Genomic DNA, 26,970 nt, shown 5'->3' with positions numbered 1-26,970 from the left:
CTTGCTGACTGCGGATAGCTGCTCCCCTATAAGGGAACGTTATAGGGGGCATTTACCTTATGTTCGGAGTGTGACGACCCTTGGACTTCTTTCGCAGTCAAGAATCACTGACCACGTTGCAATGGATTTTACGTGCCGTTGTAGGCTACTTTTTTCTACTCATCACCGCCAAAACCTTAGGCCAACGATCCATCTCTCAGCTGCGTTTTCTCGACTTCGTCATCGCCCTCATTCTAGGCAATATCATGGCGCACCCGCTCTCCGATGAGCACCTAGGTCTAACAGGCTCCATGATCACAACCATTGCGCTCGTCGTGCTCTATCTCCTAACCTCTTGGCTCAGTCTCAAATGGAACTTTCTCAAACATCTCTTTGAACCGTCACCGCTGACGCTTATTGAACACGGCAAGCTTCGCATGGGTGCTTTGCGTAAAGCCAAAATCTCAGTCGATCATCTCTTCTCTGAGCTTCGTAAACAACAAGTGGATGATATCGAGAAAGTGGCGCTCTCTCTGTGGGAGCCAGGCGGAATGGTCTCTGTCTTCCTTGAGCCCCCATATCAAACGGTGACAACCAAAGATTTAGCACTCCCCAGCGATCCGTTCTCCCTCATAAAGCCACTGATTATACAAGGTGCCTATGATAAAAAGCTACTCGCTGATCAAGGGAAGGATCTAGCTTGGCTGGAGTCGCAGATGCAGACTTTACAGGTGGATATGGCGCACGTCGTGCTTGCTACGATAGATTATCAAGATCAGATTCGCGTGTACACGGAGTTGGACACGCAAGGAAAAGACGAACTAACGCTGCATTAAGCGTTGGTACGTCTTTTTTTGTGGTTTTTTAGCTATAGGATCAGCGGTCTCCCAACTTTAGATGGATTTTGTACAGTTAATTTGCTCGTTTATGAGCTTTTTCCCATCTTAGATGGAAAACCTCCATCTATTTCCTCCCACTCCTCAACATTCCGGCGTTAAAGTGCAAATTTAGCTGTACTTTTTCCAGTTAATCACCTCAAAGGCGGCTTCTCAGCAAAATTAGCTACATAAAATCCAGTTATTCAAAATTTGCTGATCATCCACAGCGTTATGGAGGCATTCTGTTGATGGCGCTGCTGTGGGGACGATGCTACTGTGGTGAGGGTTATTAAAGTAGATGATGGTGTTACTAGAGGTGATGCTGCTACTTTGGCTGATGGTGGTTAGTATGGTTGACGATTCTGCTGTTGTTGAAAGTGTTACTCTAGGTAACGATGCTACTCGCGCTGATGGTGTTACTATGAATGACGATGATACTCTGGCTGGAAGTGTTACCATAGTTTACGGTGTTGCTTTCGGTGATGGTGTCACTGTGGATGAAGTTGCTTTTACTCTGATACTGAGCACAACGAATTGCTTATGTCCTCACCTAAGGCTAGCTGTTTGAAGATCTTGCGCACTCCATATTTCATATCCCTTATCCCGTTTTCCCCCTTCCATCGGACAACTCCATTATGTTATTATGTAATTACGTAATTAAAAAATTTAGATGAGGTGATCCACTTGACCACAACACGGGACTATGGCACTGAGCTAGATGCGTTGAAGACGCAAATGAACCAACTGGGACAGTTGGTTCAGCAATTACTGAAACGGGATGCAGCAGAGCACTCCCCGCCGACCGTGCACGCCGAAGAAATCTCCGCTTCTGCTGGGCTAGGCCGTTTATTTTATTCGGGTCAATATCGAGGAGCTACTGCAAACTATCGCTGGGAGCCGCAGGACAAACAAGTGAGCCAGTTACTCCAACTGGACGTTGATAAAACGGCCAAAGTGTTAGGAGCGCTTGCGCACAAGCAGCGTTTAGATATTTTACGATTAGTGTTACAGGAACCACTAACGGGACCTGAGCTTGTGGAACGCTTGAATATGGGAACAACGGGACAGCTTTATCATCATATGAAAGCTTTAGTTGGCGCGGATTTGCTCGTTCAAGAGGAGCGAGGGGGAACCTATGCGATCCCTGGACATCGCGTACTTCCACTGCTTTTACTTCTGGCAGCGACTTCCGATCTGATGGATACTACAGACTACATTGCCATGACGGAGGCAAGGACGAATGCCCCCGCCTACCTGGGAGGAACCGATGATGCTTATAACCCGCACCTGCTGCTTTGGGCGGTTGTGGAGAATTGCCTTTTAGAGCACCAGCATGGCACGTGTACAGAGGTTAATCTTATTTGGCATGAAGATGGCTCGATAACGGTATCTGACAATGGCCGAGGCATACCTCTTCAAGCTTTTCCTGGTGTAGAATTGCCGCGTGTGCAGTCTGTTCTGACGGATATGAACCACTTGTGTGGAAGCGCCCTGCTCTTCTCCCCTGGCAGTGAAAAAGGCATCAGCATGCCCATCGTCAACGCACTTTCCAGCAAGCTTACTGTTACGATCAAGCGGGATGGCTTCATTTTTCAACAACAATATAAGCACGGTATTCCTCAGAATGCGGTTCAAACGGTGGGCGTAACGAAAGAAACGGGAACGACTGTGACATTTTTGCCAGATCGCGATATCTTTCACAAGCCGTTTGACTTCCGTCTCCTGCAACAAGAAAGTGATGAGCTGGCCGCCAGCTATCCGAACTTATCTTTCAAGGTGTGGAGCGACTCCAACGTATAATCTTACCATGCACAAAGCCCCCGCCTCAGCTCAAGCTTCGCTCCTCTATATCGGGAAGCAAGCCCTGTACTAAGGCGGGGGATTCTGTTGCATCAATCACATAAACCGCTTTTCTACTTTTTTGCTAATAAATAGAGAAATCGCAATAAATAAGGCCACATAAATAAGCTGATAGGGATGATCCATGAACCGCTTCAGATCGTAGCCAATAAAACTAACGGACATGACCATCACTGCCTTCCCCGCAGCAACCGCCACTAAGAAAGAGCGGAAACGCATCCGCACCAGCCCTGCTGCCATGTTAATGACCACGAAAGGCCCCAAGGGAAATAGACTAAGGATAAAGACATAATTAAACGCTTGACGCCGCGCCCAGTTCAAACTCTTTTGGACGTTCGGTTTCTGCGACCAGCGCACGAGATAAGGGTGGCCTGCCACCTTTTTTACAATTGCAAATGTCACCAAACAACCGCACACAATACCGATCCATGAGTACAGAAAACCGAGCCATAACCCGTACACAGCGGCATTTACGCTAATGATCACCAGTGTTGGAAGCGGTGGAATGAAAGATTTCATAAAAGGAAGCAGCAGTCCCGGCAACGGACCGAATGAACGGTACTTGTCCAGAACCAGCATTAGATTCTCTTCGGTTAAATAAGATAAGAGCTCTTTGATATCCATATGGCGCGAAAAGTCGACAAGTTTCGACCTTTCCTCTCCTCTCGTTCATATGGCACGATTATAGCACGCCGTCCCCAACCAGCGCACGATTACGCATAAAACAAGCTGATACCGGATGCACCAGTATCAGCTTAGGACGGATTTTATATAAAATGTTCGCGTACTTATTTGAACTTATCAGGGAACTGCTTAATAATTCCGTCCGACAGCATATCTGCATACATGGTCATATGATCGGAATTTTTATCCGAAGCAAGGATGTCCGCTTTCCAATCCTTTTTTAGCCTTGAGGTGACTTGGTCGGTAACGAGCTGTAAGTGTGCATACAGCATGTCTTGTTGTTCTTTCTGTGACCAGTTCGGGTTAGCGGCGCTTAGAAATTTGGCGATATCATCTGCGTTCCGAAACCACTCTTTATTCATTTTCGCAAGCTCTGCCTGATTGCCAGCTTTAGCCGCATCCAGCACCCCGCCAGCAAGCAGGATGTGCTCCCTCAACAGCTCAGTCAGCTTATTACCCGCCGCATCTCCATAGTAAGGCTTGATCGCATCACCGATGTCTTGTTGATTCTTCAGCAGCCTAGCCAGTACATCCTTCTGATCTTCTAGCCCTGCAACCGCACTAACAATGTAGCTTCCTGTCCAGCCCACATGATCGACCCAAAGTCTCCTCATATCTTGCTTAAGCTTCACCTTCGCATCGCTCATGCACATCGCAGTACTAGGCTCTTTCCCAGCGGCGGCATGTGCACCTAGCGGCATGAAAGTGAAGGAGAACATCATCGTTACGAGCAGCGTTACTAATAGGAACTTTCGTTTCATTAAAACCTTCTCCTCTGCAAACAATTCTCGAACATGGTTTATTTTGAGCAAAATCAACTTATTTATGCCCTTCATGGCAATGGAAAAAGGACCCTCAGCAACCACGGGGCTCCTGATCCTATAGTTTTATTTACCTACTTACCTTAAATCCGGAGGTGAAGAAGCATCGATAGGACGATACGATTGCTGGTAAAGTAAAAATATTGCTACGAATAATCAAAATAAAGACAATGAAAGAAATTCATTCCTACTATAATTATATAGAGGATAGGTATATTCTTCTTATGGAAGATTCATAATGCCTATGAACGATAGGGGGATATGAAATGGATTTGGGATTAGCAGGAAAAGTAGCTCTGATTACCGGTGGAAGCAAGGGGATCGGATTGGTGACAGCGATAACGCTAGCATCTGAAGGCGCCCATATAGCCATTTGCGCTCGCAATGAGGATGATCTGCGCAACGCAGCAGCAAAGATCGCTGAGAAAACCGGCGCGAAAGTTCACTATATTCAAGCGAACGTTTCATCCGAAGCCGATTGTCAAAGAGCTGTTGCGGAAACCGTGGGGCACTTTGGGAGATTAGATATTTTGATCAATAATGCCGGCACCTTCGCCGCCAGCCCTTTCGAGCAAGCTACGCACGAGGATTGGACGCAGGATCTCGATTTGAAATTATTTGGCGCTATTCATTGTTCAAAAGCAGCGCTGCCTTACTTAAAAGAATCAGGCAAAGGAGCGATTGTGAACATGTCTACATCCTCCGCCAAAACCCCTACTGCGTCATCGCTGCCCACTTCGGTCAGCCGTGCAGCAGGCTTGGCGCTAACCAAGGCAATGAGTAAAGATCTGGCCTCCCACCATATTCGCGTGAATGCCGTTTGCGTAGGATTAATTCAAAGCGATCAGATCGAAAAGGGCTGGAAAAACCAGCATCCTGAGCTTACCTGGGAGCAATTCTCGCAGCTTCCCGACCATCAAATTCCGTTGGGACGCATCGGCTATACGCAGGAGGCGGCAAATGTAATTACGTTCCTCGTATCCGATGCCGCCTCTTATGTCACTGGCACAGCAGTGAATGTCGATGGTGGAAAAGGTGCAACGCTGTAATTCGTTGAGTTTGAAGACCCTCCCCCCTGATACAAACAGGATGGAGGATCTTCTCACAGCATTGGACTTCCAAAGAGAGCCTCAATCTGCTTACTGAGACCTTCTCTTTCTCTTATGGAAACCTTAATACCCACGTAGGAAGCAATGAAGCCATTGCCCTTACGTGGGTAACGATGCTGCTCTTTGGGCTTCCTCGTTCTCGTGACAGCTTCCTCTTGGCTTCCCCTAATGCTTAAAGCTGCTTTCGCAAAGCCCATTGACCGGCCTGAAGAATCAACTTCCGGTACGTCGGGTGCTTGAATGATTCCACATGGTGCCCAGGCATGAGATAAACAACTCGGCCCAAACCGTACTCATGCGCCCAGGCAGCAGGCCACTTCTTGCCCTCATGCATATATTCGAGCAGCACGGTCTTCTCTGACAACGGATCCATGTCGTAACGGTAAGGCTCCTCATCCATGCAGAAGGACTCAATCCCCTGCGTAATTTCGTGTTCGGCGGAGGTAAGGTGGAAATCCAAGGATGTATAGGGAGGATGTCCTGTAAATTTGGCGCCTATCAATTGACTCAGCTCATATCTCGCTTGCAGCGATACTCCATTATGTATAACAAGTAGCCCGCCGCCGCCGCTTACGTAGGCTAATACGCCTGCTACTTGCTCTGGCGTCACCTGAATCTTCCAACTATCGGTATAGGAAATGAATAGATCGAACGCTTTCAGCTGTTCAACCGTTAGCTTTTCCCTGTCCTCCGATATCTCCACATTGAGATGATCCTGGAACACATCCGTTATGTCATCAGCTACCGCTTGAAGCGGATGATATTTGGCGTTTGTGATGTCCCCCAGCAATAAAGCTTTTTGGTTGTTGTTCATATGCATACAAGCCCCTTTCGATCTGCTTACCAGTTCATTTCCTCTGCCTTGTAATCAAGGAAAGCCGGGTGCGTTAGTACTTCTTTGTTTTTTTGATACTGCAAGAGCGTTTCTACGATCTGTGAAGCCGCTTCTTCCGCTGCGACATCGGCTGAATCGTTTAATTTACCACTCATGTACGTCTTCATCCAGCCTGGATGAATGACAAGAACGCGTCCGCCTTTATGCTTCAATTGATTATGAACAATGTTAGATTGGATGTTTAATGCCGCCTTCGACATGCAGTAACCATACCAACTCTCCCGCCACGTTTGATTAATCTGTCCAGCTTCGGAAGAAATGTTGACGATCAGCTTGTCTTCCCCATTCATTAACAAGGATATGATCGCATTCGTCACACGTAACGGACCCAATGCATTCACATTGTACAAACCCATTACCGCGTTGAAATCGATCTCGCTAAAAATCTCATCGTCCTTGCCGCTGGCGATACCCGCATTATTAATAACGAGATCCAGCTTGCTCGTATACCCAGTGATCTTGATCGCGGCTTGCTTGACACTCTCGTCATCCGATACGTCCAAATCAATCGCGATTAGCCTTCCGTCATAGGCATAGACCGCTTTGTCGAGCTGGACCCAATCGCGCAAAAATCGTCCAGCGAACACAGTGTATCCCCTTTTTAACAGCTGAACCGCCAACTCATACCCCAACCCCCGGTCCGCGCCGGTTACAAATGCATATTTTGTCATGGTTAGTCCACCCCATATTTCTAATCTACACTTTGACACTAGTAAATGATTTCAGCTTCCTGTATTCAACAGGGGTCAGCCCATTATAAGACTTGAATATTTTGATAAAATAGCTCTGACTGTCATATCCCAGCAGCTCGCAAATTTTACACATTGGCTCATTGGTCATATCCAGCAGTTCCTTCGCTCTTTCCATTTTCATTCGCGTTACATACTCAATGAAGGTTTCCCCGGTTTCCTTCTTGAACAAACGGCTGAAGTAGCTGGAATTCAGAAACAGATGCTCGGCCACTTCCTCCAGAGAGATGCGCTTATCCAAATTCATAGACACATATTGCAAGGCATTCAGCACAGACAGACGCTTGCTCTGGTCCATAATCTCCCCTGTCACCGATATGGCGGAGTGGAAGTAATCGATAAGCCAATGCTCCAATTCCGTCATGGTATCGATCTCCAGGATATCCTTGTGCATCACATCGACGGAATACGTGGATCGGAAATGCTGCAAAGACTCTAATTTCAGTTTCAAATCCAGAAGCAGCTTCAATACCCAATCCTTCACCATCTCCGGTGGACAGGTTTGCTCCTTGAATACGTTCATCCAGCGCTTAACAGTTGGCAGCAAGGACGCTTCTTGTTTATCGACCAGAATGTCCCTGAACTCTTCATTGGCTTTATCGTAGTAAGAGAATACGTAGGCTGGGACAAGCTCCCGCTCTTGTTGTCTAGCAATCTCCCCTTCGCCTAAATAGAAGCGCTGCGCCGTGCTGCCCAGCAGCCCTCTAAGGCCCAGCTTCAGCTCTTCGGGGTTGGTGCTTATCGTTCCAATCAAGTAAGTCATCGTTATTTTTAAGAAACGGCGCAGTGCTCCTTGTATCATAAGAATCGTCCGCTTTGTTTGCTCATACGGATTCACCTTAAGACCTGGCGGATATAGAAACAGCATATAGGATTCTTTGGCATCATAGCTGGCATGAATCGCCCCGGAACGCTCTTTGTCCAAGACCTCTCGAATCACATTGTTGACAGCAAAGCGTAAAATATCGTTGGATACGAATCGCTGCGCAACGCTTCGGTAGTTGCTGATGAAGCCCATGACCGGCAGGCATACTTGCCCCTGAAAGCTTAAACCGAAGGCTTTGGCTTCCACCTGCCATTTGGCGGCATCCAGAATAGGCTCATGGATTGTGCTGCGAATAAACTTCTCCTTCATCATCTCTTTGCTGCGATCAACCAGATCAAGCAGATGTGTGTGAAGCTGATCTTGCTGTTGCTCTTGGTCCAGTTTCTCCTTGAACTGCAACAGCAGCTTCTCCAAATCTGCCGGATTCAGCGTATCCTTCAGCAGGTAGTCCTGAACATTCAGCTTCATAGCCTGCTGCGCATAATGAAATTCACTATGGCAGGACAGAATAGCGACCCGAATATCCGGTTTCCGCTGCTGCAGCTCACGAATGAGGTCCAGACCGTTCATCTTGGGCATGCCAATATCCGTAATGATAATATCCGGCATGTCCTCATCGCACGCTTCCAGCGCGCTCATCCCATTCTCATGAACACTGGTCAACTGCAAATCGAGGCGTTCCCAGGCAATGGCTTCCGATAATAATTCAAGAACAGGATAGTCATCATCCACCAACATCACTTTATACATCGCTACGCCCCTCCAATTCCCTAGGAAAAAGCATCGTTACCCAGCTTCCATTTCCGCGTTCACTGTCGATCTTCATTTCGAAAGCATCCCCAAAGGTCAGCTTCATCCGTTCCCATACATTAGGCAGACCTACGCTGGAGAAGCGGTATACATCCTCTCCCTCCGCCGTGTCCAAGCCTTTGCCAGTCAGCACAGTATGACGAAGCGAGGCTAATACGTGGGGCTCCATACCTTCCCCATTATCCTCAACAATCACGACGAATTGGCGTTCATTGACAACTGCCTTCAACGTAATCGTTCCAGCGCATTGGTTCAGCCCGTGAATAAGTGCATTTTCGATAATCGGCTGTAAAAAGAATCTCGGCACCTTCTGAAAAAGCACATCCGGCGACACATCCACTTCAAGATTCACCTTTTCCTTTTGCCGCATATCCATTAATTGCACGTACTCCTTGATGGTCTCCACTTCCTCGTGAAAGTAGATCAAATCTTGATCCTGAGAAATCGTCATTCTCAGCAGCTTGGAGAGTGAGCTTATCATTTGCGCGCTTTCCACATCCCCTTTCCGCAGCACCTTCATTCGAATCGAATTCAGGACATTAAACAAGAAATGCGGATTGATCTGTACCTGCAGCATGGCCAACTCTGCCTTGCGCTTGCGCGTCTGGGTGACTGTAATTTCAGCAATCATGTTTTTGATGTGATCCAGCATTTGATCGATGGACATGCCGAGGATTCCGATTTCATCTTTGCCCCGGATAAACGAGCGAACCTCCAAATTGCCTCGCCGTACCGTCGCCGCCACCCTACCAAGATGCGCCAGCGGTTTTGTAAAGGCTTGCAGGAGATACAACAGCAGCAATAAAAATACAAGAAATGAAATGACTTGATACATAAATACTTTCTTAAAAATAGAATCGATTTTGAAAATCGCTTTTTTATAAGGAATTAATGACACAAGCTTCCAATCCGTAACGCTTAGCGGGAGCGTAGTCAGCAAGTAATCTTCATTCTCAATACGAATGATATCCGAAGCATGTTCGGCTGCTTGCTTCACATAGGGAAATTTCAATCCAACCTGTTCGCTGTTCCTTTGGGAAAGGATGGTATCCGACTCATCCAGCAGCAAGGTTCCCTGATCTGAAGCAATTCGATTAAAAATTTGGTTCACTTGATTTTCCATGATGGTGACAATGACATAGCCGTAAATATCGAGCCCCTCGCCTCGCAATGTGCGGGCTACAGAGATTTGGTGGGCATTCTTCAATGATTTTTCCGTTGAAAACACGGTTGGCGCCGTCCCCACCCAGTAGGACTGAATCCCACTCAAATCTTTCAACTTACCGAACCAAGGCTCTTCAAAAGTTTGCATCGGATCATACTCATACAGCGGGTAATTCGTATAATACGTCCCGTTTTTCAATAAAATCGTCACATAACTTTTCTCACCTGTGAAAGTAATATTCGTGATTTTGCTGGTTATTTTATACCTGTCTGCAAATCTCCGATATTCAATATCGTCTCCCTGATATCCCGTTCCTGAAACTTCCTTCAAAATCGTATTAATTTCAGCATCCATTTGAATATAATTCGCAATATTCAGCATGTACTTGAGTAGATTCGTGACGTAGCCGTCTACCAGCTTTAGAGATTCCGCCGCATTGGATACCGCTTGTTCCTTAACGGCGTCCCGCGTTAAATAATTGTAGACCGACATCGTTATACAAGCCGGAATCAAGATGCAGACAACAGATGCAATCATCAGTTTAAATCGAAGCGTTCGGGGTGGCATCATTCTAGCCAGCAACTTCCACATCTGCGATTCCTCCCTTATTGACACCAGGAAGGGCTAGAATGCACCCCCTCCTACTTGCTTCTATTATAGCTTCTTATTTTTTATTGGCATCAATCAATTTTTGAACGCGATCTTTGGATTTTTTAATCATGGTGTCTATATCTTGCTTGCCAAAAATCAACAATTCAAATTCCTCATTGATCGCTTTATTGATTTCTGCTTGATACGTCACAGGAGGAATCGATTTGGCTGATTTATAACCCGTCATCACGTTCGTAATAGAGGCTTTATCCACCTTTTCCGGATTCTTCGTTTTGCTCAGAATGACATCGACAATTTTCCCCATTTCCTCCGGCTTTACTTTGCTCCATGATGGGATTTGTTTGCCTTGTACGATTTGTCCTTCTGTTGTATACCAACGAATGAACTTATACGCTTCTTCCTTATGTTTGGAATTGGCCGCTATGGCCATGTAATCTGTGATATACGGCGCGTAGCCGTTAGGATCGCCAGGCGCATTTTTTGGATACGGCGCTACAGCAACGTTGAAGTTCAGCGGGAATTGCTCGGTACCGCCAAGCTCGCTAGTAAACCAGCTGCCCATCAGAACCATGCTTGTCGTTTGGTTGAAGAAAGCAGGACGATAGTGCAGCTTTTGCGATATCCTTTCGTCATACGGAGTTAAAGATTTGTCTTCTTTCTCCATTTTGAGGTAAAGCTCAATCGTCTTTCTAAATAATGGACTATCGAGATTGGAGGTGCCATCCGCTTTCAAGAACTCCATATTATCCGGTTGATTGCCTAACTGCAGCTTCATAAACTCCATGAATCCACCATCCGTCGGCCCGTGGAAGAAAGCCCCGTAACGCTTCGTTGTACCCTCGCCTTTGGTCAGTTTCTTGGCATATTCCCTGAACTCGTCCCAAGTCCAATCCGTAGGCACTTTCAGTCCCGCTTGATCCAAATGGTCTTTGTTCAAGACAACATACCAAGGCGTAAGCTTCGTCGGAAGGGCGTAATACTTGCCGTTAAGCTGGGTATCTACCTTATATTCTTCACTAACCTTAAAACCTTCTTTGGCAATAAACTCATCCATCGGCGCAGCAATCCCTAAGGCAACCCGCTTCGCAAAGCTGGCTGGGTCCGTCAGCATCAACACATCCATCGTTTCCCCGGAGGAAGCGGCCAAATCGAGCTTCTTATTCGCCTCAGCCGTATCCCCTTTATCGCTAAGTTGAACCAGATCAATCTTAATATCGGGAAATTTCTTCTCAAAAGCCGGAATTGTCTCCTTCCAGTTATAGTTCGAGTCCATCCCGTGCGTCAAAAACCGAATCGTAACCGCATCCTTCGACTTCCCGCCAGACGGTGTGCTGTTCCCCTCATTGGACTGTGTTTTACTTCCGGTGGAACAACCAACAAGCAGACTTAGTGCCATAGTTCCTACAAGCAAAACCTTGAACACATTCTTTTTCAAGTGTACCCCTCCATGTTTTGTGATAGCGCTTCCACTACTTGCTCGATTATTGTAACAAGATCTTCTGTTCCTTCTATAAAAGAGAATTGACTTTTTTACCGATTATTTTGACTTTATAACGCCAATCGCTCTTTGTTTACGCCAACTACCCTTTCACGCCGCCCATTGAGATGCCTTCAATAACACTTTTCTGCCCTATCAGGAAAACGATAAGCAGCGGGAAGATCGCTGAAACTGCGGCAGCCATAATGAGGGAATAGAATTCTCCGTTAATGCTTGAGAATTTCTGCATAGCGAGCTGAATCGTATACAACTTATCTGTTCGCAAGAAAATTAATGGATTCTGATAATCATTCCACGTCCAAATGAATCGCAGAATGGCATATGTGGCTATAGCCGGTCGCACCAGGGGAAGCGCAATGCTTAAATAGATTCTGAAATGACCCGCGCCTTCCATTTTGGCCGATTCAATGTATTCGTTGTGGATGCCTATAAAAAACTGTCTCAACATAAACGTACCGAGCACACTAAAGCTATTAAGAATAATCAATCCCATATGGGTATCAAAAAAACCAGCGGAGCGGTATAAAATAAACTGCGGAATAAGAATAGCCTGCCCAGGTACCATATAGGTGGCAAGTACGATTAAGAACAGCCACTTACCTGCAGGAAATTGAACCTTAGAGAAGCCATAGGCGGCCAAACTGGAAACCGTGCAGGAGATCAGCGTCGTTAGTACACTAATTTTAATGGAATTCCAATAGTACGTATAGAAGGGATAATTACCAAACCACACCTCCTTGTAATTTCCCCAAGCATTCCAGTGGACAGGAATCCATTCAATAGGAAAATTAAATACATCCGCTTCAATCTTGAACGAGGCCGAAATCATCCAGAAAAAGGGCATTAGAAAAAGCAAGCTGAACAGAAACATGATGACAGTGAGCACTATTTTACGGTAATTCATGGCAGATTGCACAAGGCTTCCTCCTTCCTAATAATTGACCCATTTCTTTTGACCGAACCATTGCAGGATCGTAATTAGCAAAACGCAGAAGAACAAAACAGATGCCATCGAGGAGGCATAACCTATTTTCAAATTCACAAAAGCCATTTCATACATGTCCCACACCATCATCGAAGTAGATCTCATCGGTCCGCCTCTTGTCAGGATGGCTATCAAATCGAATACTTTAAAGGTAGCAATGATGCCGGAGACGAGTAGAAAGAAAGAGGTAGGCGATAAGAGCGGCAGTGTAATTCTCCGAAATTTCACCCAACCGTTGGCACCGTCAATGTCGGCCGCTTCATACAGGTCCTTGGGAATGTCCTGCAATCCGGCAATATAAATGATCATATTAAAACCAATCGATATCCATACGGATACCATCATTAGCGAAGGCAGTGCGTAGGACGGATCTGCGATCCATTTGGGCGGATTATCAATGCCGATAGAGGTCAGAAATTGATTTACAGGTCCTGTAGACGGATTGAACAGCACCATCCATACCGTCGCAACAGCTACCACACTAGAAATATAGGGCATGAAAAAAGCGACTTTAAAAAAACTTTTGAAATAAATATGCTTCTCGATCAGAATCGCGAGCAGCAGAGCAATCCCCATATAGATCGGGACCGTCAGTAAGAACATGGCATTATTTTTCATCGACTTCAAAAATGTGACATCGCTCATCAGGGTTTGGAAGTTGCTAAAACCAACCCATTTGAAACCGCTAAGCCCCATGATAAAGTTCCAATCCGAGAACGCTATCAGGAATGTAGCTATAATAGGAATGAGCGTTAAAAACGTAACGCCTAGAATCATAGGACTAACGAACAATAAACCTGCAAACGATTCTTTGCGCTGCAACGATCCTAGACGTCGCTTGGAAACCGGTCTATCCATGGAGACTACCGAGGAATTGTGGTTCATCGCATTCACCTCTCTACTGAAATTTGTTGGGCAGACCAATCGCGAATCTTCTTATCAGATGGAAGCAGGAAGCCCATGCCGCCCAATAACGGCATAAACGAGCAGGCTGTAATTACCAGGGTCAAACTTGTTGCGTCAATCAGCCCTCCCAATGCTACAGCGCCAATCGCCCCCATGCCGAAGGAAAGCCCTGTAATCAAGCCCGAAACGGTTCCCACCTTGCCAGGTACCAACTCCTGCACATACACTACCGTGACAGAAAAACTGCTATGATTGAGCACACCGAGTAAAAATAATAACGGATAAGTCCACAGCTCATTGGCATGCGGGAGCAGCATAGCGAACGGAGCCGAGCCGAGCAGTGAAAGCAAAATTACATTTTTCCGGCCAATTCGGTCTGACAGCGGGCCTCCCACGAATGTTCCGAGAATACCTGCTCCCAAATAAATGAATATATACAGCTGCGCTGTAGGTACGGATATTTGAAAATGCTCAATCAAATAGAATACGAAATAGGTCGAAATACTAGATCCAAACCATGACCTGGCAAAAGCGATGAAAATAATCAGAATGATGGCATATCGGATCGCTTTCTTGTGCTTTTCGTCCATCGGCCTGGCGTTGGCATTGCCCTTTTTCACTGGAATGAGCGATAGATGCGCTCTATACCAGCGTGCAACCCGCAACTGAATAGCTATGCCTATAGCTGCTAGCAGTGTGAACCAGATGGCTCCGAATTGTCCATATGGGAAAAAGATCAGTGCCGTCATCAGCGGCGCAAGCGCGTTGCCCGTGTTGCCTCCAACCTGGAAGATGGATTGGGCCAAGCCTCTGCGCTGCCCGGCAGCCAAGTATGAAATCCGTGATCCCTCCGGGTGGAACATTGCCGAAGCCACGCCTACACAGGCAACAGCGGCGAGCACCATCGCATACCCCGGGGCAAAAGCCAGCCCCAGCATGCCTAGAAGGGCGATCGCCATGCCTATAGGCAGTAATTTCGGCGTAGGTCGCGCATCCGCATACATGCCGACAAAAGGCTGCATTACCGAAGACGAAAAATACAAGATGAACGTAATGATTCCTATTTGCGTAAACGACAAATGCAGCGAATCCCTCAAGATCGGGTAAGAAGCCGGAATGACGGCTTGCAGCGCATCATTGATCAAATGAGCCGAGCCTATCGCAAAAAGGACCGGATAAATCGTGGGTTTTGCCTGCTGTTCACTCATGGCAGTCTATTATCTCCTTCTACTAAATTCATCCTCATCTGAACCTCCCTTGTCTTCTTCATAGCTCTCATTATAGGAGAAGGGGCTTAGGCAACTTTGCCACTATTTTGATTTTCTTTTGTAGAATTATGACTTCTTCTCGCTTTCTTGGAGGATGGATTCATGTACTATACACCTTGACGACAAAAAAAAGACAAGTGCAACATACACTTGTCCCTTATTATTCAGAGAAACGTTATTAGTTAAGTGCCTAATTAGACTAACTTTACATTTTGCTCATGAAGTGATATCTTCGCGCGAGGGCGATGGTGAAGCACATAGTACAAAGCAGCAGATAGCAAGGGAACGAGCCCTGCGACGACGTACATCATGCGATAATCCGATACTGAAGCAATCATACCCATGACATAAGATCCTAAGCCGTACCCGAGGTCAAAAAGCAGAAAAAATGTCCCCGTGGCACTCCCTCTGCGGTGCTCAGGGGCTAGTTTCATCGCTAGTGCCTGAAAACACGGCAGCAGTGCCCCATAACCCACGCCCATAATGACACCAGCTACCAAAACCATCGCCCCGGAGTGCGCTTGGCTTAAAAGCAGCATTCCTACGGCAAACAAGATAATCCCGGGGTAATACAGGTAATGTTCATTGTAGGAGTCAAATATTTTCCCAATCAGCGGCCGGAACACGACAATCATCAGGGCAAACACGACAAAGAAGGTGCCTGCAACTTGAGATTGATGAATTTCAACCGTAAACGAGGACATAAAGCCAGATAACGAGCTATAGGCAAAAGCTAGAATAAACCCGACCACCGAGATCGGCAGCGCCTTAGGTTCGATAAAATCACTCCATTGCAAGCGTCGTTTCTCCCGTTCTTCAGGCACAGTTGCCTGCAACGCTTCTTGCTCTTGCTTCGGTACTCGCATACTTAGCGTGAAGAGGAGTGAGAGCGCGGCAATCACACAAATAGCTATAAGCAGCACATGGATGTTCTTATCTTTCCACAAAAACAACCCCATCGCAGGCCCGATAACCATCCCGACGCTCATGAACATGCTGAAATACCCCATCCCCGTGCCCTGACGGGAGTTGGGTACGAGTGACGATGCAATCGTACTCGTCGCCGTCGAAGCAATAGCATAACTCATCCCGTGAATTAGGCGAATTAGCATAAACATGAACATGCCTTTGGCACCAAAGTAGCTGATGCAAGCCAATAAGAAAATGACCATTCCGATGATGGCCATCTTCTTTTTACCATATCGATCCACCCACTGTCCTGAGAACGGTCTAATCAACACCCCACCGATGACATAAATCGTAATCGATAACCCCATCTGTTGCTGACTACCATGCAAACCATCCTTCACATATAGGGGAAATGCCGTAGCAAGAATATAAAAAGTGAGAAACATGAAAAAGCTGCTCATACATACAACAACGAAATTTTTGCTCCAAATTCTCTCTCTAGTCAACATATGCGCTCCATTCTCCACCAAGGTTTTCTGTCTGTTGAACTAGTATAAGAGGGAAAACTTATAAAGTATAATACATATTATATGATAGAATGATCACATCAAAGTTATGTGTAAAGCGAGGAATCAGCATGGAATTCCTACAACTTCATTATTTTCAGACCGTCGCACGCCTTGAACATATGACTCAAGCGGCCAAAGAACTCAATGTCTCCCAGCCTTCCCTTAGCAACTCTATCCAGCGGCTAGAGAAGAAGTTAGGTATCCCTTTGTTCGAACGTCAAGGTCGGCATGTGAAATTGAATGCCTTCGGGAAGACCTATCTCCGCCGCGTTGAGCAAGCTTTCCTAGAGTTGAAAGAAGGCGAACGGGAGATCAAAGATATGGCTGGACTCGACCATGGCGTCGTTTCCCTTTTTGTATCACTCCCGTATGTACTGCCGACTCTTCTCAAGGAATTTCTGACCCATCACCCCCATGTCCGAGTCATCCAGCGACAGTTGGCTTCTGCCTTGGAAATGAAGAATGATCTCGAGAATGCCGAAATCGATTTCTGTATCTCTTCTACACCGGTAATCGGACCGGATATTGAATGGCTTACACTCGTCGAAGAAGAGCTGTATTTGACAGTCCCGAAGGGGCACCGCTTTGCCGCCAGAGACAGTATTCGCTTAATCGAAGCTGCAAATGAACCTTTCATTTCGCTATCCTCTCAAGCGAATTTCCGGGAAATTACAGATGGCTTCTGCCGTCAGGCGGGGTTTGAGCCCCGCATCGCATTCGAGCTTGAGGAAGTCAGCGCTATTCAAACGTTAGTCGAAATGGGGCTCGGCATTACGTTCACCCTTCCACTATCCCTAGGGAGAAGAGCTTCCAATCCTGATACTGTTCAGTTAAAAATAACAGAACCCTACTGCCACCGTACCTTCGGTATCGCCTGGAATCGCAAGCATTACCTTTCTCAAGCCGCCATTCATTTCCGTGAGTTTGTGATTGATTTTTTTAAGCGAAGTTAGGGGTAACGATGAAGAGACCCCCGGCAAGCTGCTGCTGGTCTCTCTTGTTTTAGGGTCTCCGCTCGAAAGCGAGACGCACAGCCAACCCCGTCAACACACTGCCCATCAGCCATCGCTGAATCTGCAGCCATAACGGTCGCTTGCCAAACCATCCGGCGATTCGGCTTGCCGTTAGTACAATGATGAGGTTCACTGTAAAGCTCACCGTGATTTGCGTAAGTCCAAGTAGCCCACTTTGCAGCAGTAACGAGCCCTTAGCAGGGTCCTCGAACTGAGGAAGGAGCGACACATACAAGACCGCAGCTTTCGGATTGAGCAGATTGGTCATGAAACCCATGAGGAATAGCTTCTTAGGCGGGTCAACGGGTAACTCCCGAGCGGTCAGCACCGATCTAGCCCCTGGCTTAACCGCCTGCCAAGCTAGCCATAGTAAGTATGCAGCTCCGGCCAGCTTAACCGCGTCAAAAACCATCGGAGCCGCAATAAATAACGCCGAAAGACCTAACATCGTAGTCACGATGTAAACGAGGAACGCAAGAACAACACCTAATAGTGAGATAATCCCCGCCATCCGTCCCTGCGTGACTGAGCGTGAAATCAAGTAAATCATGTTAGGACCTGGTGTGCATACCATACCAAGTGAAACTAAGGCGAAGGCTAGCAGCGTCGTGTAGGTCATGTACTTGTCGTCCCCTTTCTTTATTGGTTTAGTAGGTGTAATAATAGAATAATTATTCATTTTATTGTATTTTTATACATATTAGACAGAGTGAAGGTATGTGTCAATAGCAGGGGGAAAATAAGAACATGTTGAGCCTCTTTCGTTCCAGTAATGACGTTGACAACCAAACTGTATTAAACGATAATGAAGTCATAGCGTTCGAGGAAGCACCTCACAAAGTTAAACACACAGCGTGTTTCTTTGATGAGGTGCTTTTCGTTTAGGAGGAGTGGATAAAATATGGATACTAAGAAGAAGGCAATGGATCGAATCAAGGAATTTCCCGTGACTTATGAGATTTACGCAGCGATGCCGGATGATGGGAAGCGTTATGAAATTGTGGATGGGATTATGGAAATGATGTCGCCAGGACCATCTACGAAACACCAAGCCGTAAGCGGGGAATTGGAATTCGTATTAAAACAACATTGCAAATCGGACTATGTGATTTTTGATGCTCCACTTGACGTCATTTTAAGCGATACGGTTGTACTCCAGCCGGATATCATGATGATCCACCGCAGTCGGTTGCATATCGTGACAACCCGAGGAATTGAAGGACCGCCAGATCTAGTTGTGGAAATTCTCTCGCCAGGCTCCCGTAACAGGGATAAGGTGATTAAGATGAAATCCTATGCGAAACATGGCGTACAGGAATATTGGATCATTGATACGGAATCTCGTACGTTAGAGCGTTATCGTCATCGTCAAGATAACAGCGAACTGTACGTGCTCCAAAATCTATTCGAAGGTGACGATAGGGTGGACTCGGCAATGCTTCCCTGTGTCTCATTTGTCCTCAGCGACATTTTTAAAGAGATGCTGAGCTAGGCTGGGAGAGTCAATCCTTGTGCATAGTAACAAATATACAAAAAAGTCTTACGTAATCAGTTACGTAAGACTTTTCACCAATCTTTATTCTATGCTTCCAACGGATGAACCGCCTCATGGAGCAGCTGATCCAGCTCGGCGGCGTAAGCCGCTGTCTGCGCTTCGCTCCAACCGAAGCGCTCCGCCAGGAAGGCCGTCGCCGCAGCCTTCCACTGCCTTGCCCACGCGATGTCGAAGAAGAGGGCGCCCGTGCGGCGGATGAAGAAATCCGCCGGCTTCACGACCATCTCGCGCTCCACCGCGTACACGAGCGCAGCGAGCACCGCGGCAGGCATGCCCCGCTGCGCCGCCTCATCCCTGTACTGCTCCAGCAGCACGAATACGGTGTCCACGTTGGACCCGTATCGCTGTGCGAGCAGCATCGTCTCAGGCTCGCTTAGCCCCAGCCGCAGGCCTTGGCTGACCTTGCTGCGCAAGAACGGCGCCAGCTGCGCGGAACCGCCCACATCGCCGCCGGATATCGGCAGCGTCTTCGTGCGGCTCGGCGGGAGCTCCGCCGAGACCTTGCCCTCCGCCACCAGCATGGCGGCGATCTGGTTCACGACCGACTCCGCCATTTTGCGGTAGCCGGTCAGCTTGCCCCCGGCCATCGAAATGAGGCCGGAGCCCGACACGAAGATTTCGTCGCGACGCGAAATCTCGGAAGGGTCTTTGCCCTCCTGATGGATCAGCGGGCGCAGCCCGGTCCAGCTCGATTCGACGTCGGCCTCCGTCAACCCGAGGGACGGAAACATCTCATTCGCGGCGCGAAGCACGTAGGCGCGATCAGCCAGTGTAATACGGGGATTCGCAATATCCCCTTTGTAGTTCGTGTCGGTCGTGCCGACATAGGTTTTGCCATCGCGAGGGATCGCAAACACCATCCGCCCGTCCGGCGTATCGAAATAAATCGCCTGCCCCAGCGGGAACCGGCTCTGATCAAAAACCAAATGCACCCCTTTGGTCAAATGCAACGTTTTGCCCTGCTTCGAACGATCCATTTCACGAAGAGTGTCCACCCACGGCCCAGCCGCATTGACGATTTTACTCGCATATAGCGAATAAGAAGCGGTTTGACCGCTCACATCTTTCCCCTCTGATCCGGCAGCCAGCTGATCCACAACCCGTACTCCAACCAAGGTGCCGTCTTTCACGATCAATTCCTCAACTTTGGCATAATTTACAGCCATCGCGCCGAGTTCTACCGCTTTTTTCATAACCTCAATCGTTAACCGCGCATCATCCGTACGATACTCCACATAGTAACCGCCGCCTCTCAGATCCTTCTTCTTGAGTAAAGGCTCGTGTTGCAACGTCACGTCTGGACTGAACATCTTGCGTCGTTCCGAACGTTTGACTCCCGCCAAGAAATCATAAACACGCAGCCCGAGCGATGTGGAAAGTTTGCCGAACGTACCTCCTTTGTAGAAAGGCAACAGCATCCACTCAGGCGTCGTCACATGAGGACCATTTTCATAGACAATCGCACGTTCCTTGCCGACTTCGGCTACTACTTTGACATCCAGCTGCTTCAAATATCGCAGACCACCATGCACCAATTTCGTCGAACGACTCGACGTCCCCGAAGCATAATCCTGCATCTCAATCAACGCCGTGCGAAGCCCGCGACTCTGTGCATCCAGCGCAATACCTGCGCCGGTAATCCCTCCACCGATGACAATCACATCGAATTGTTGCTGCGCCATCGCTTCCAGCGTCTCTTTTCTTTGCAATCCGCTAAATGGATTTCTTGCTACGTTCGTATGTTGTCCAGCTTCCATTTGACCTGTTGACATGTGAATCTCTCCCTTTTTATGAATATGAAAAAACCACAACCTACCTATCACGTTTGCACGTTTAGGTCCGCTGTGGTTTCTCCTAGTCTCCAACCGAGTATGAACTTGTTACATGTAGTATACCACGCAATGCTTTTATTTAAAAGCAATTGCGGCATTTACCGCCTTTTTCCACCCGCTGTACAATGTTTCTTGCAAATCCGCTGCCATTTCCTGCTCAAAAGCCCGATCCACCTGCCACTGTGCGGCAATTTCCGCCTGATCTTGCCAGAAGCCAACCGCTAGTCCAGCCAAATAAGCCGCCCCCAGCGCCGTCGTTTCATTAATAACCGGGCGCTCAACCTTCACACCCAGCATGTCACTTTGGAACTGCATGAGGAAATCATTTTTTACTACACCGCCATCGACCCTAAGCTTCGTCAGCTCAATACCTGAATCATCTTCCATTGCCTGCAGCACGTCTTTGGTCTGATAGGCGAGAGATTCCAGCGTTGCCCGGATAAAATGCTCCTTCGATGTCCCCCGTGTCAGCCCGAACACCGCGCCGCGCACATCACTGTCCCAATAAGGTGTCCCAAGCCCGACAAATGCGGGAACTACGTACACACCTTCGGTGGACACGACTCTTTTGGCATATTCCTCAGAATCCTTCGCGGATTTGATCATGCGCAGTCCATCTCGCAACCACTGAATCGCCGAACCTGCTACGAAAATACTGCCTTCCAGCGCATACTCAACCTTCCCGTTCAAGCCCCATGCAATGGTCGTCAAAAGGCCGCTGCGCGACGGAATCGCATGATTTCCTGTGTTCATCAGCATGAAGCAGCCGGTGCCGTAAGTGTTTTTGGCCATGCCTTTTTCAAAACACGCTTGACCGAACAAAGCCGCTTGCTGATCACCAGCCGCTCCTGCAATTGGAATCGCTGCTCCGAAAAATAAACTTTCCTGCGTATGTCCATACACCTCGGAAGAAGAACGAACCTCCGGCAGCATCGCTGCTGGAATGTTCAAATGCCTCATCAGCTCCTCATCCCACTTCAGCTCATGAATGTTGTAAATGAGTGTCCGCGAAGCGTTCGAGTAATCCGTAACATGGGCCTTGCCGCCAGTGAGCTTCCAAATAATCCAGGTATCCATCGTGCCAAAAAGCAGATCCCCCTGCTCGGCCCTCGCTCTAGCTCCCTCGACGTGGTCGAGGATCCATTTGATTTTGGTCGCGGAGAAATACGCATCAATCAGCAGCCCCGTCCGCTCACGAAACAAGTCGCTTAGGCCTGCTGCTTTCAGTTCTTCACAAATGTCCGCCGTCTGGCGCGACTGCCACACAATCGCATGGTAGACGGGCATCCCCGTATGCTTATCCCACACAACCGCTGTCTCCCGCTGGTTCGTAATGCCGATTCCGGCAATCTCGGCAGGCTGCACGCCAGACTCGGACAACAGCGTCGCAATCACACTTTGAATCGACAGCCAAATTTCGTTCGCATCATGCTCCACCCAGCCTGGTTTCGGAAAATACTGCTTAAACTCCTGCTGCGAGGTATGCACGATACTTCCTTTTTGATCAAATAAAATCGCTCTAGAGCTTGTTGTCCCTTGATCAAGGGAAAGAATATATGAGGGCTTAGTTCCCGTTGTTGTCATGATTCATTATGCCTCCTTGTCACGCCATCGTAATGCTTCCAGAGTTCATGGTTCGAGGTCGTCACCGCCGTCGCACCTGCCGCAAGCGCCCCCTCCACATCCTCAATGGAACGAATCAGTCCGCCTGCAAAAATCGGAATACCCGAACGCTCCTTCACTTCTCGGATAATGTGCGGAATGACGCCTGGCATAACCTCAATGTAATCGGGTTGCGTGCGCTCGAGCAAGGTGTAGCTTTTGTCCAGCGCCGAGCTATCCAGCAGAAAAAGCCGTTGTATCGCCAGCAAGCCGTTCTGCCTTGTCTTCGTAATCACATTGCCACGCGTCGAAATGATGCCTGCAGGGCGAATGCTTTGGCATAGAAATTCAGCCGCAAACTCGTCGTTCTTCAGTCCCTCGATCAAATCCGCATGAAGCAGCATCTTCTTCCCATGGGCCCGGCTCAGGTCCACAATGCTTTTGAGCTGGCCAATATGACTGTCAAGCAGCACGATATACGTGTAAGACGACTTCATGAGCTTCTCTAAATCCTTCATCTTACGGATGGCTGGTAAAATACACTGTTCCTGCAGCGACATGCGCTTCACCTCAATTTCCTGAACGTCTATATTTCCACGAAAAAAGACTCACCAAGATTTGCCTTCTCTTATTCAAAGGGCAATCCGAGTGAGTCTCCATTTCTCCGTCACATGATATTAACTTACTTGTATTTTACTGAAAGAGGGGATACCGTGTCAATGGCCGGTGGTTACCACCTTCTGAGTTTAATTAGCTAAAGCCTTGCGTACGGCCAAAATATACTTCGACTGATCAAGCGGGTTCACACCGCGCCGTTTGCGCTCTGCATGAACATCGGGAGGGCTTGGCTGATACCCTGCAAAAGATGAGGTAATCACGCCGCGCCCGCCCGACATTGCGCTTAGCTTCACGGGATATTCAAGGGACGTAGCCACAGGCAACCGCCCCTCAAGGACGAACCTCCCTCCCGCGATGCTAGGCGGATCAAAGGCTGCCCGCATCTGCACGAGGTCGCTCAGCACCTTACCGCCGAATTCCTCTGGCACGGTAATGCGCACCTGGAGCATCGGCTCCAGCAGCGTCGTGCCTGTATGCGCAAGGCCTTGCATGATGCCCATTGGCGTCGCGACGGCAAAATCGAGCGGATGGGTGTGCCACACATGATGCTCACCTTCGAGGAGCGTCACCCTCACATCGGTGACCTCCCAACCGAGCAGCCCCTGTTGCAGCGCCTCCGGCACGCGGCGCGCCACTTCATTCTGGTACTGCACGAGCAGCTGCTCACCGCGTACCTGGGACTCGTACACGAGCCCGCTGCCTGGCGCGCCAGGCTCGATGCGAAACCGTAAGATGGCCCAGCAAGGCTTGGGCATCGTATAGGCAATGAAGCCTTCGCCGGTTTGCGAAGGCGTTTCTTTGTAGATGACGGAAGGTTGGTCGAACCTTGCCGCTAGGCCAAAGCGTGAACTCAAGAGACTCGTCAGAATCTCGAGCTGGATCGCGCCCATGACCTTGACGTGCAGCTCACGCTCGTCCTGCAGCCATTGCAGATCGAGCAGCGGATCTTCGTCCGTGAGCTCCTGCAGGGCCGCAACGAGCGCAGGGTACTGCGCGTCGCTCTCGGCGTGCACCTGCACGGTCAGCAGCGGCACCGCCATGCGCGGCGCAGACGGCACGCTGTCCGGCCGGCCGAGCACATCGCCGATCCGCACCTGCGTCAAGCCGCAGACGGCCGCGATGTCGCCAGCCGTGACGACCCCGAGATCTTCGGCTTTGCGCCCCTCAATGCGGCGAATCTGGGTCACCTTCTCCTCCACGCCCTGCGTGGCGTTGATGACGGTGTCCCGGTTACGAATCGTCCCCTCGTAGAGGCGGACGTACGCCATGCGCCCCATGGTCTTGTCGCGCTCGACTTTGAAGACCACAGCCGACAGCGGCTGCTCCGCATCGCCGTGCGGCTCAGGCAAGTAATCGAGGATCGCTGCGAGCAGCTCTCGGATGCCAATACCTTTGCTGGAGGCGCCGACCAGCAAAGGGAAAGCCTCCCCCTGCCGCGCGTATCGCTGCAGGGTAGTCTTGACCTCGTGCGCCGCGATGGGCGCACCTTCGATATAGCTCGTGAGCAGCGGCTCATCGAGCTCGGAGAGCTTTTCGACCGCGGCTGCGAGGTCGAATCCATGTGGTGCGCCGTCTGCCGGCGGCGCGTCATCCAGCACGTTATGCGCGCCGCGGAACGTGTCCTCTAGGCCGAGCGGTGCATAGATCGGCACCGCCATCCCCGTGAGCTGCTTATGAATCTCTTGCAAGACGCGCTCGGGGTCAGCCCCGACACGGTCTAATTTATTCATATACAGCAGCGTTGGGATTTTAAGCGATTGCAGCGCGTGCCAGATCATTTCCGTCTGGGACTGCACGCCTTCTACAGCGGAGATAATCAGAATCGCTCCGTCCATCACGCGTAAGGAGCGCTCCACCTCCGACAAAAAATCGACGTGACCTGGTGTATCTACCAGGTTGATCCACGTATTTTGCCACACTAGGCTTGTCGTTGCACTGCGAACCGAAATTCCACGCTCACGCTCCACGTCTAGAGAATCCGTCTGTGCCGTCCCGGTATCTACACTGCCTAGCGCCCGAATACGACCACTCACATACAGCAAATGTTCCGTCGTTGTCGTCTTCCCCGCATCAACGTGTGCGAATATCCCCACATTCCTTCTCGACGCTATGCGTTTCTCCTCTGTCATACCAGCTCCGGCCCCTTTGGCATTCATTCTTTCTTCCATTATACTCAAAGTGAGACCATTTGGATAAGCCATCCACTTCTTCTTGAGAGAATATGTAGCGAGCATGTGTTGTTGAACCTGATTTTTTCCGAGGAGGATTCATTATGCACCAACAGCCTACCGTGCCTACTACGACCATTGCCCTTCATAACCAGCACCCTGCCATTATCGCCCTATCGCAAGCGGACCCGAAATTAGCTAGATTAATCGAGCTCATCGGTGAGCTCACACTTACGCCAAGCTTTCGCCCCTACGAATCTCTCGTTATGTCGATCATTTCCCAACAGCTCTCAGCCAAAGCCGCATTAACGATCAAATCGAGAGTCCAACAACTCATCCCTTCCATTACTCCAGAGGACATTCTAGCCACAGACGAGGAAGCCATCCGCCAATGCGGAGTCTCCTATCCCAAAATCCGCTACATCCGCGACCTTAGCACCAAGGTATTGAACGGTGAAGTCATGCTGGATCAACTGCAGGATGTAGATACCACAGAACTTTTGAAGCAGCTAACAAGTGTCAAAGGGATCGGCGTCTGGACCGCTGAAATGTTCCTAATCTTCACCTTAGGCCGACCCGACATTCTCTCGCTCGGCGATGCAGGTCTGCAGCGTGCTGCCCGTTGGCTGCATGCGCTTCCCGAGCGCTCAGATAAAAACTACTTAGCCATCGCCGCCGAAGGCTGGGCGCCTTATCGCAGCTTCGGTTCCCTCTACTTATGGCGCGCCATCGATACGGGCCTCGTGGATTCTGGCCTGCCGGTGGAGGTATGTGAGCCACGCATCTATACATAAAAAGGCGCAAGCAGCCCTAGCAGGACGTACTTGCGCTTCTCTATCCACAACCCAAGCTTCCCCACGCAGCTGCGCCTGAGGTATCATCAACTAATTTAAATGGATTATATGGTGTTAATTGGTCCGAATATCTCCCGTAAACAAGAATAGATGCATTTCTGTAGGTAATTTCATCCCAAATCGCCAGATCCACTAAATCTGGCGATTTTAACTGTACTTTTTCCATCTAATTGTCCAGCTTGATGATTTACAGCCAAATTAACTGTATGTTTTCCATTAAGTTAACCGTTATTGGCCCGCCGCATCCCCACGCAACCCACGCAAATACGTCTGCAACAATCGACGCAAGCTCTCGTCCCGATCGAGACCCATGCGGAAACCATTCCGATGCTCGAGGGAGGCGAATCCATGCACCATGCTCCGAAAGCCGCGCACCACATGCAGGGCATCTTCTTCACTAAGTCGGTACGGCGCAAGGATGCGGAGCAGGAAACCCACAACCCCCGCACCGACCTCTTTCAGTTCAGGATCTTCATAATCGGGCAGCGCGGAGATCGCCTCGTACAACCCAGGCTGTTTCCGAGCGAAATCCACATAAGCTACACCTGCAGCCAACAAGGCTTCGTCCTCAGCTTTGCCAATCACGGCTTCGATCATCGCTTCTTTCACGAGGATAAGGCCTCGCTTAGAAAGCTGCTTTCGTAGATCAGGCAAGCCCTTGATATGATTGTAAAGGGAAGGTGTTTTGATCGTTAGTTTGGACGCTAGTGCAGCTAACGAAAGCTGCTCAATCCCCTGTTGATCTGCAAGTTCTATCGCCGCTTGCAAGACTGTTTCTGCATCTAATCCTTGTCGAGTAGCCATA

General features: G+C 48.8%; 25 protein-coding genes. 7 read left to right on the top strand and 18 right to left on the bottom strand.

What is annotated here, in order from left to right; translation table 11 throughout:
• The first annotated feature begins 80 nt into the window (after positions 1 to 80).
• From AC58PV_RS15165 to AC58PV_RS15155, 3 genes are all read left to right on the top strand, one after another.
• Positions 81 to 815, top strand: coding sequence for a DUF421 domain-containing protein (locus AC58PV_RS15165; RefSeq protein ID WP_497433049.1), 735 nt, complete (start codon positions 81 to 83; stop codon positions 813 to 815).
• Between the two features lie 340 nt (positions 816 to 1,155).
• Complete coding sequence (locus AC58PV_RS15160) at positions 1,156 to 1,425, top strand: hypothetical protein (RefSeq protein ID WP_497433048.1); 270 nt, start codon at positions 1,156 to 1,158, stop codon at positions 1,423 to 1,425.
• Between the two features lie 116 nt (positions 1,426 to 1,541).
• Complete coding sequence (locus AC58PV_RS15155) at positions 1,542 to 2,657, top strand: ATP-binding protein (RefSeq protein WP_497433047.1); 1,116 nt, start codon at positions 1,542 to 1,544, stop codon at positions 2,655 to 2,657.
• Between the two features lie 96 nt (positions 2,658 to 2,753).
• On the opposite strand, the gene AC58PV_RS15150 is transcribed toward AC58PV_RS15155, so the two are convergent.
• Positions 2,754 to 3,341 carry a TVP38/TMEM64 family protein gene (locus AC58PV_RS15150; protein WP_173119656.1) on the bottom strand — a complete coding sequence of 196 codons (588 nt, stop codon included), beginning with the start codon at positions 3,339 to 3,341 and terminating at the stop codon, positions 2,754 to 2,756.
• A 164-nt stretch (positions 3,342 to 3,505) separates the two neighbouring features.
• The gene (locus AC58PV_RS15145) at positions 3,506 to 4,162 is read right to left on the bottom strand and encodes a glycosyltransferase (protein ID WP_497433046.1); all 657 of its coding nucleotides are present in this window, start codon (positions 4,160 to 4,162) and stop codon (positions 3,506 to 3,508) included.
• Positions 4,163 to 4,488: 326 nt separating this feature from the next.
• Between AC58PV_RS15145 and AC58PV_RS15140 the strand changes: the two genes are divergently transcribed.
• The gene (locus AC58PV_RS15140) at positions 4,489 to 5,271 is read left to right on the top strand and encodes an SDR family NAD(P)-dependent oxidoreductase (protein WP_497433045.1); all 783 of its coding nucleotides are present in this window, start codon (positions 4,489 to 4,491) and stop codon (positions 5,269 to 5,271) included.
• Between the two features lie 232 nt (positions 5,272 to 5,503).
• Here AC58PV_RS15140 and AC58PV_RS15135 read toward each other — a convergent pair whose 3' ends face one another.
• The 9 genes from AC58PV_RS15135 to AC58PV_RS15095 all read right to left on the bottom strand — a co-directional run bounded on the left by AC58PV_RS15135 (position 5,504) and on the right by AC58PV_RS15095 (position 16,463).
• On the bottom strand, positions 5,504 to 6,145 hold the full coding sequence (locus tag AC58PV_RS15135; protein ID WP_497433044.1) for a ThuA domain-containing protein: 642 nt from the start codon (positions 6,143 to 6,145) through the stop codon (positions 5,504 to 5,506).
• A 26-nt stretch (positions 6,146 to 6,171) separates the two neighbouring features.
• Positions 6,172 to 6,897, bottom strand: coding sequence for an SDR family NAD(P)-dependent oxidoreductase (locus AC58PV_RS15130; RefSeq protein ID WP_497433043.1), 726 nt, complete (start codon positions 6,895 to 6,897; stop codon positions 6,172 to 6,174).
• A 25-nt stretch (positions 6,898 to 6,922) separates the two neighbouring features.
• Positions 6,923 to 8,551 (bottom strand): response regulator transcription factor, encoded by a 1,629-nt coding sequence (locus tag AC58PV_RS15125; RefSeq protein ID WP_497433042.1) that lies wholly within the window; start codon positions 8,549 to 8,551, stop codon positions 6,923 to 6,925.
• Positions 8,544 to 10,367 (bottom strand): cache domain-containing sensor histidine kinase, encoded by a 1,824-nt coding sequence (locus AC58PV_RS15120; RefSeq protein ID WP_497433041.1) that lies wholly within the window; start codon positions 10,365 to 10,367, stop codon positions 8,544 to 8,546. Before AC58PV_RS15120 ends, AC58PV_RS15125 begins: the two co-directional genes overlap by 8 nt.
• A gap of 73 nt (positions 10,368 to 10,440) precedes the next feature.
• Positions 10,441 to 11,823, bottom strand: coding sequence for an ABC transporter substrate-binding protein (locus AC58PV_RS15115; RefSeq protein WP_497433040.1), 1,383 nt, complete (start codon positions 11,821 to 11,823; stop codon positions 10,441 to 10,443).
• A 145-nt stretch (positions 11,824 to 11,968) separates the two neighbouring features.
• Positions 11,969 to 12,790 (bottom strand): carbohydrate ABC transporter permease, encoded by an 822-nt coding sequence (locus tag AC58PV_RS15110; RefSeq protein WP_497433113.1) that lies wholly within the window; start codon positions 12,788 to 12,790, stop codon positions 11,969 to 11,971.
• Positions 12,791 to 12,817: 27 nt separating this feature from the next.
• Positions 12,818 to 13,756 (bottom strand): carbohydrate ABC transporter permease, encoded by a 939-nt coding sequence (locus AC58PV_RS15105; protein WP_238167823.1) that lies wholly within the window; start codon positions 13,754 to 13,756, stop codon positions 12,818 to 12,820.
• Between the two features lie 5 nt (positions 13,757 to 13,761).
• Positions 13,762 to 14,985 (bottom strand): MFS transporter, encoded by a 1,224-nt coding sequence (locus AC58PV_RS15100; RefSeq protein WP_497433039.1) that lies wholly within the window; start codon positions 14,983 to 14,985, stop codon positions 13,762 to 13,764.
• A gap of 254 nt (positions 14,986 to 15,239) precedes the next feature.
• Positions 15,240 to 16,463 (bottom strand): MFS transporter, encoded by a 1,224-nt coding sequence (locus AC58PV_RS15095; protein WP_497433038.1) that lies wholly within the window; start codon positions 16,461 to 16,463, stop codon positions 15,240 to 15,242.
• A gap of 128 nt (positions 16,464 to 16,591) precedes the next feature.
• Here AC58PV_RS15095 and AC58PV_RS15090 point away from each other — a divergent pair, with 128 nt between their 5' ends.
• Positions 16,592 to 17,476, top strand: a complete 885-nt coding sequence (locus AC58PV_RS15090; protein ID WP_497433037.1) for a LysR family transcriptional regulator — start codon at positions 16,592 to 16,594, stop codon at positions 17,474 to 17,476.
• 49 nt (positions 17,477 to 17,525) lie between these two features.
• Here the strand turns inward: AC58PV_RS15090 and AC58PV_RS15085 are convergent, their stop codons facing one another.
• Positions 17,526 to 18,155 carry a LysE family translocator gene (locus AC58PV_RS15085; RefSeq protein ID WP_497433036.1) on the bottom strand — a complete coding sequence of 210 codons (630 nt, stop codon included), beginning with the start codon at positions 18,153 to 18,155 and terminating at the stop codon, positions 17,526 to 17,528.
• 282 nt (positions 18,156 to 18,437) lie between these two features.
• Between AC58PV_RS15085 and AC58PV_RS15080 the strand changes: the two genes are divergently transcribed.
• On the top strand, positions 18,438 to 19,028 hold the full coding sequence (locus AC58PV_RS15080) for a Uma2 family endonuclease (protein ID WP_497433035.1): 591 nt from the start codon (positions 18,438 to 18,440) through the stop codon (positions 19,026 to 19,028).
• Positions 19,029 to 19,117: 89 nt separating this feature from the next.
• Here the strand turns inward: AC58PV_RS15080 and AC58PV_RS15075 are convergent, their stop codons facing one another.
• The 4 genes from AC58PV_RS15075 to AC58PV_RS15060 form a co-directional block, all read right to left on the bottom strand.
• Positions 19,118 to 20,863 carry a glycerol-3-phosphate dehydrogenase/oxidase gene (locus AC58PV_RS15075; RefSeq protein WP_497433034.1) on the bottom strand — a complete coding sequence of 582 codons (1,746 nt, stop codon included), beginning with the start codon at positions 20,861 to 20,863 and terminating at the stop codon, positions 19,118 to 19,120.
• Positions 20,864 to 20,998: 135 nt separating this feature from the next.
• Entirely contained in the window at positions 20,999 to 22,507 is a 1,509-nt protein-coding gene (glpK, locus tag AC58PV_RS15070) for a glycerol kinase GlpK (protein ID WP_497433033.1), read from the bottom strand.
• On the bottom strand, positions 22,504 to 23,085 hold the full coding sequence (locus AC58PV_RS15065; protein WP_497433032.1) for a glycerol-3-phosphate responsive antiterminator: 582 nt from the start codon (positions 23,083 to 23,085) through the stop codon (positions 22,504 to 22,506). Before AC58PV_RS15065 ends, glpK begins: the two co-directional genes overlap by 4 nt.
• Before the next feature lie 186 nt (positions 23,086 to 23,271).
• A complete protein-coding gene (locus tag AC58PV_RS15060; protein ID WP_497433031.1) occupies positions 23,272 to 25,272 on the bottom strand; it encodes a GTP-binding protein in 2,001 nt (666 codons plus the stop codon).
• A 143-nt stretch (positions 25,273 to 25,415) separates the two neighbouring features.
• On the opposite strand from AC58PV_RS15060, the gene AC58PV_RS15055 reads away from it, so the two are divergent.
• Positions 25,416 to 26,105 carry a DNA-3-methyladenine glycosylase family protein gene (locus AC58PV_RS15055; RefSeq protein WP_497433030.1) on the top strand — a complete coding sequence of 230 codons (690 nt, stop codon included), beginning with the start codon at positions 25,416 to 25,418 and terminating at the stop codon, positions 26,103 to 26,105.
• A 40-nt stretch (positions 26,106 to 26,145) separates the two neighbouring features.
• Here AC58PV_RS15055 and AC58PV_RS15050 read toward each other — a convergent pair whose 3' ends face one another.
• Together AC58PV_RS15050 and AC58PV_RS15045 are read right to left on the bottom strand one after the other, a co-directional pair.
• Positions 26,146 to 26,331: a hypothetical protein gene (locus tag AC58PV_RS15050; protein ID WP_497433029.1), complete on the bottom strand. Its 186-nt coding sequence runs from the start codon at positions 26,329 to 26,331 to the stop codon at positions 26,146 to 26,148.
• 62 nt (positions 26,332 to 26,393) lie between these two features.
• A complete protein-coding gene (locus AC58PV_RS15045) occupies positions 26,394 to 26,969 on the bottom strand; it encodes a TetR/AcrR family transcriptional regulator (protein WP_497433028.1) in 576 nt (191 codons plus the stop codon).
• Position 26,970 lies beyond the last annotated feature (1 nt).

This window comes from Paenibacillus sp. J22FR83 (genome assembly GCF_059691955.1).
Note: the sequence above shows the minus strand (reverse complement) of the source record. Positions and strands in the feature narration are given on the sequence as shown.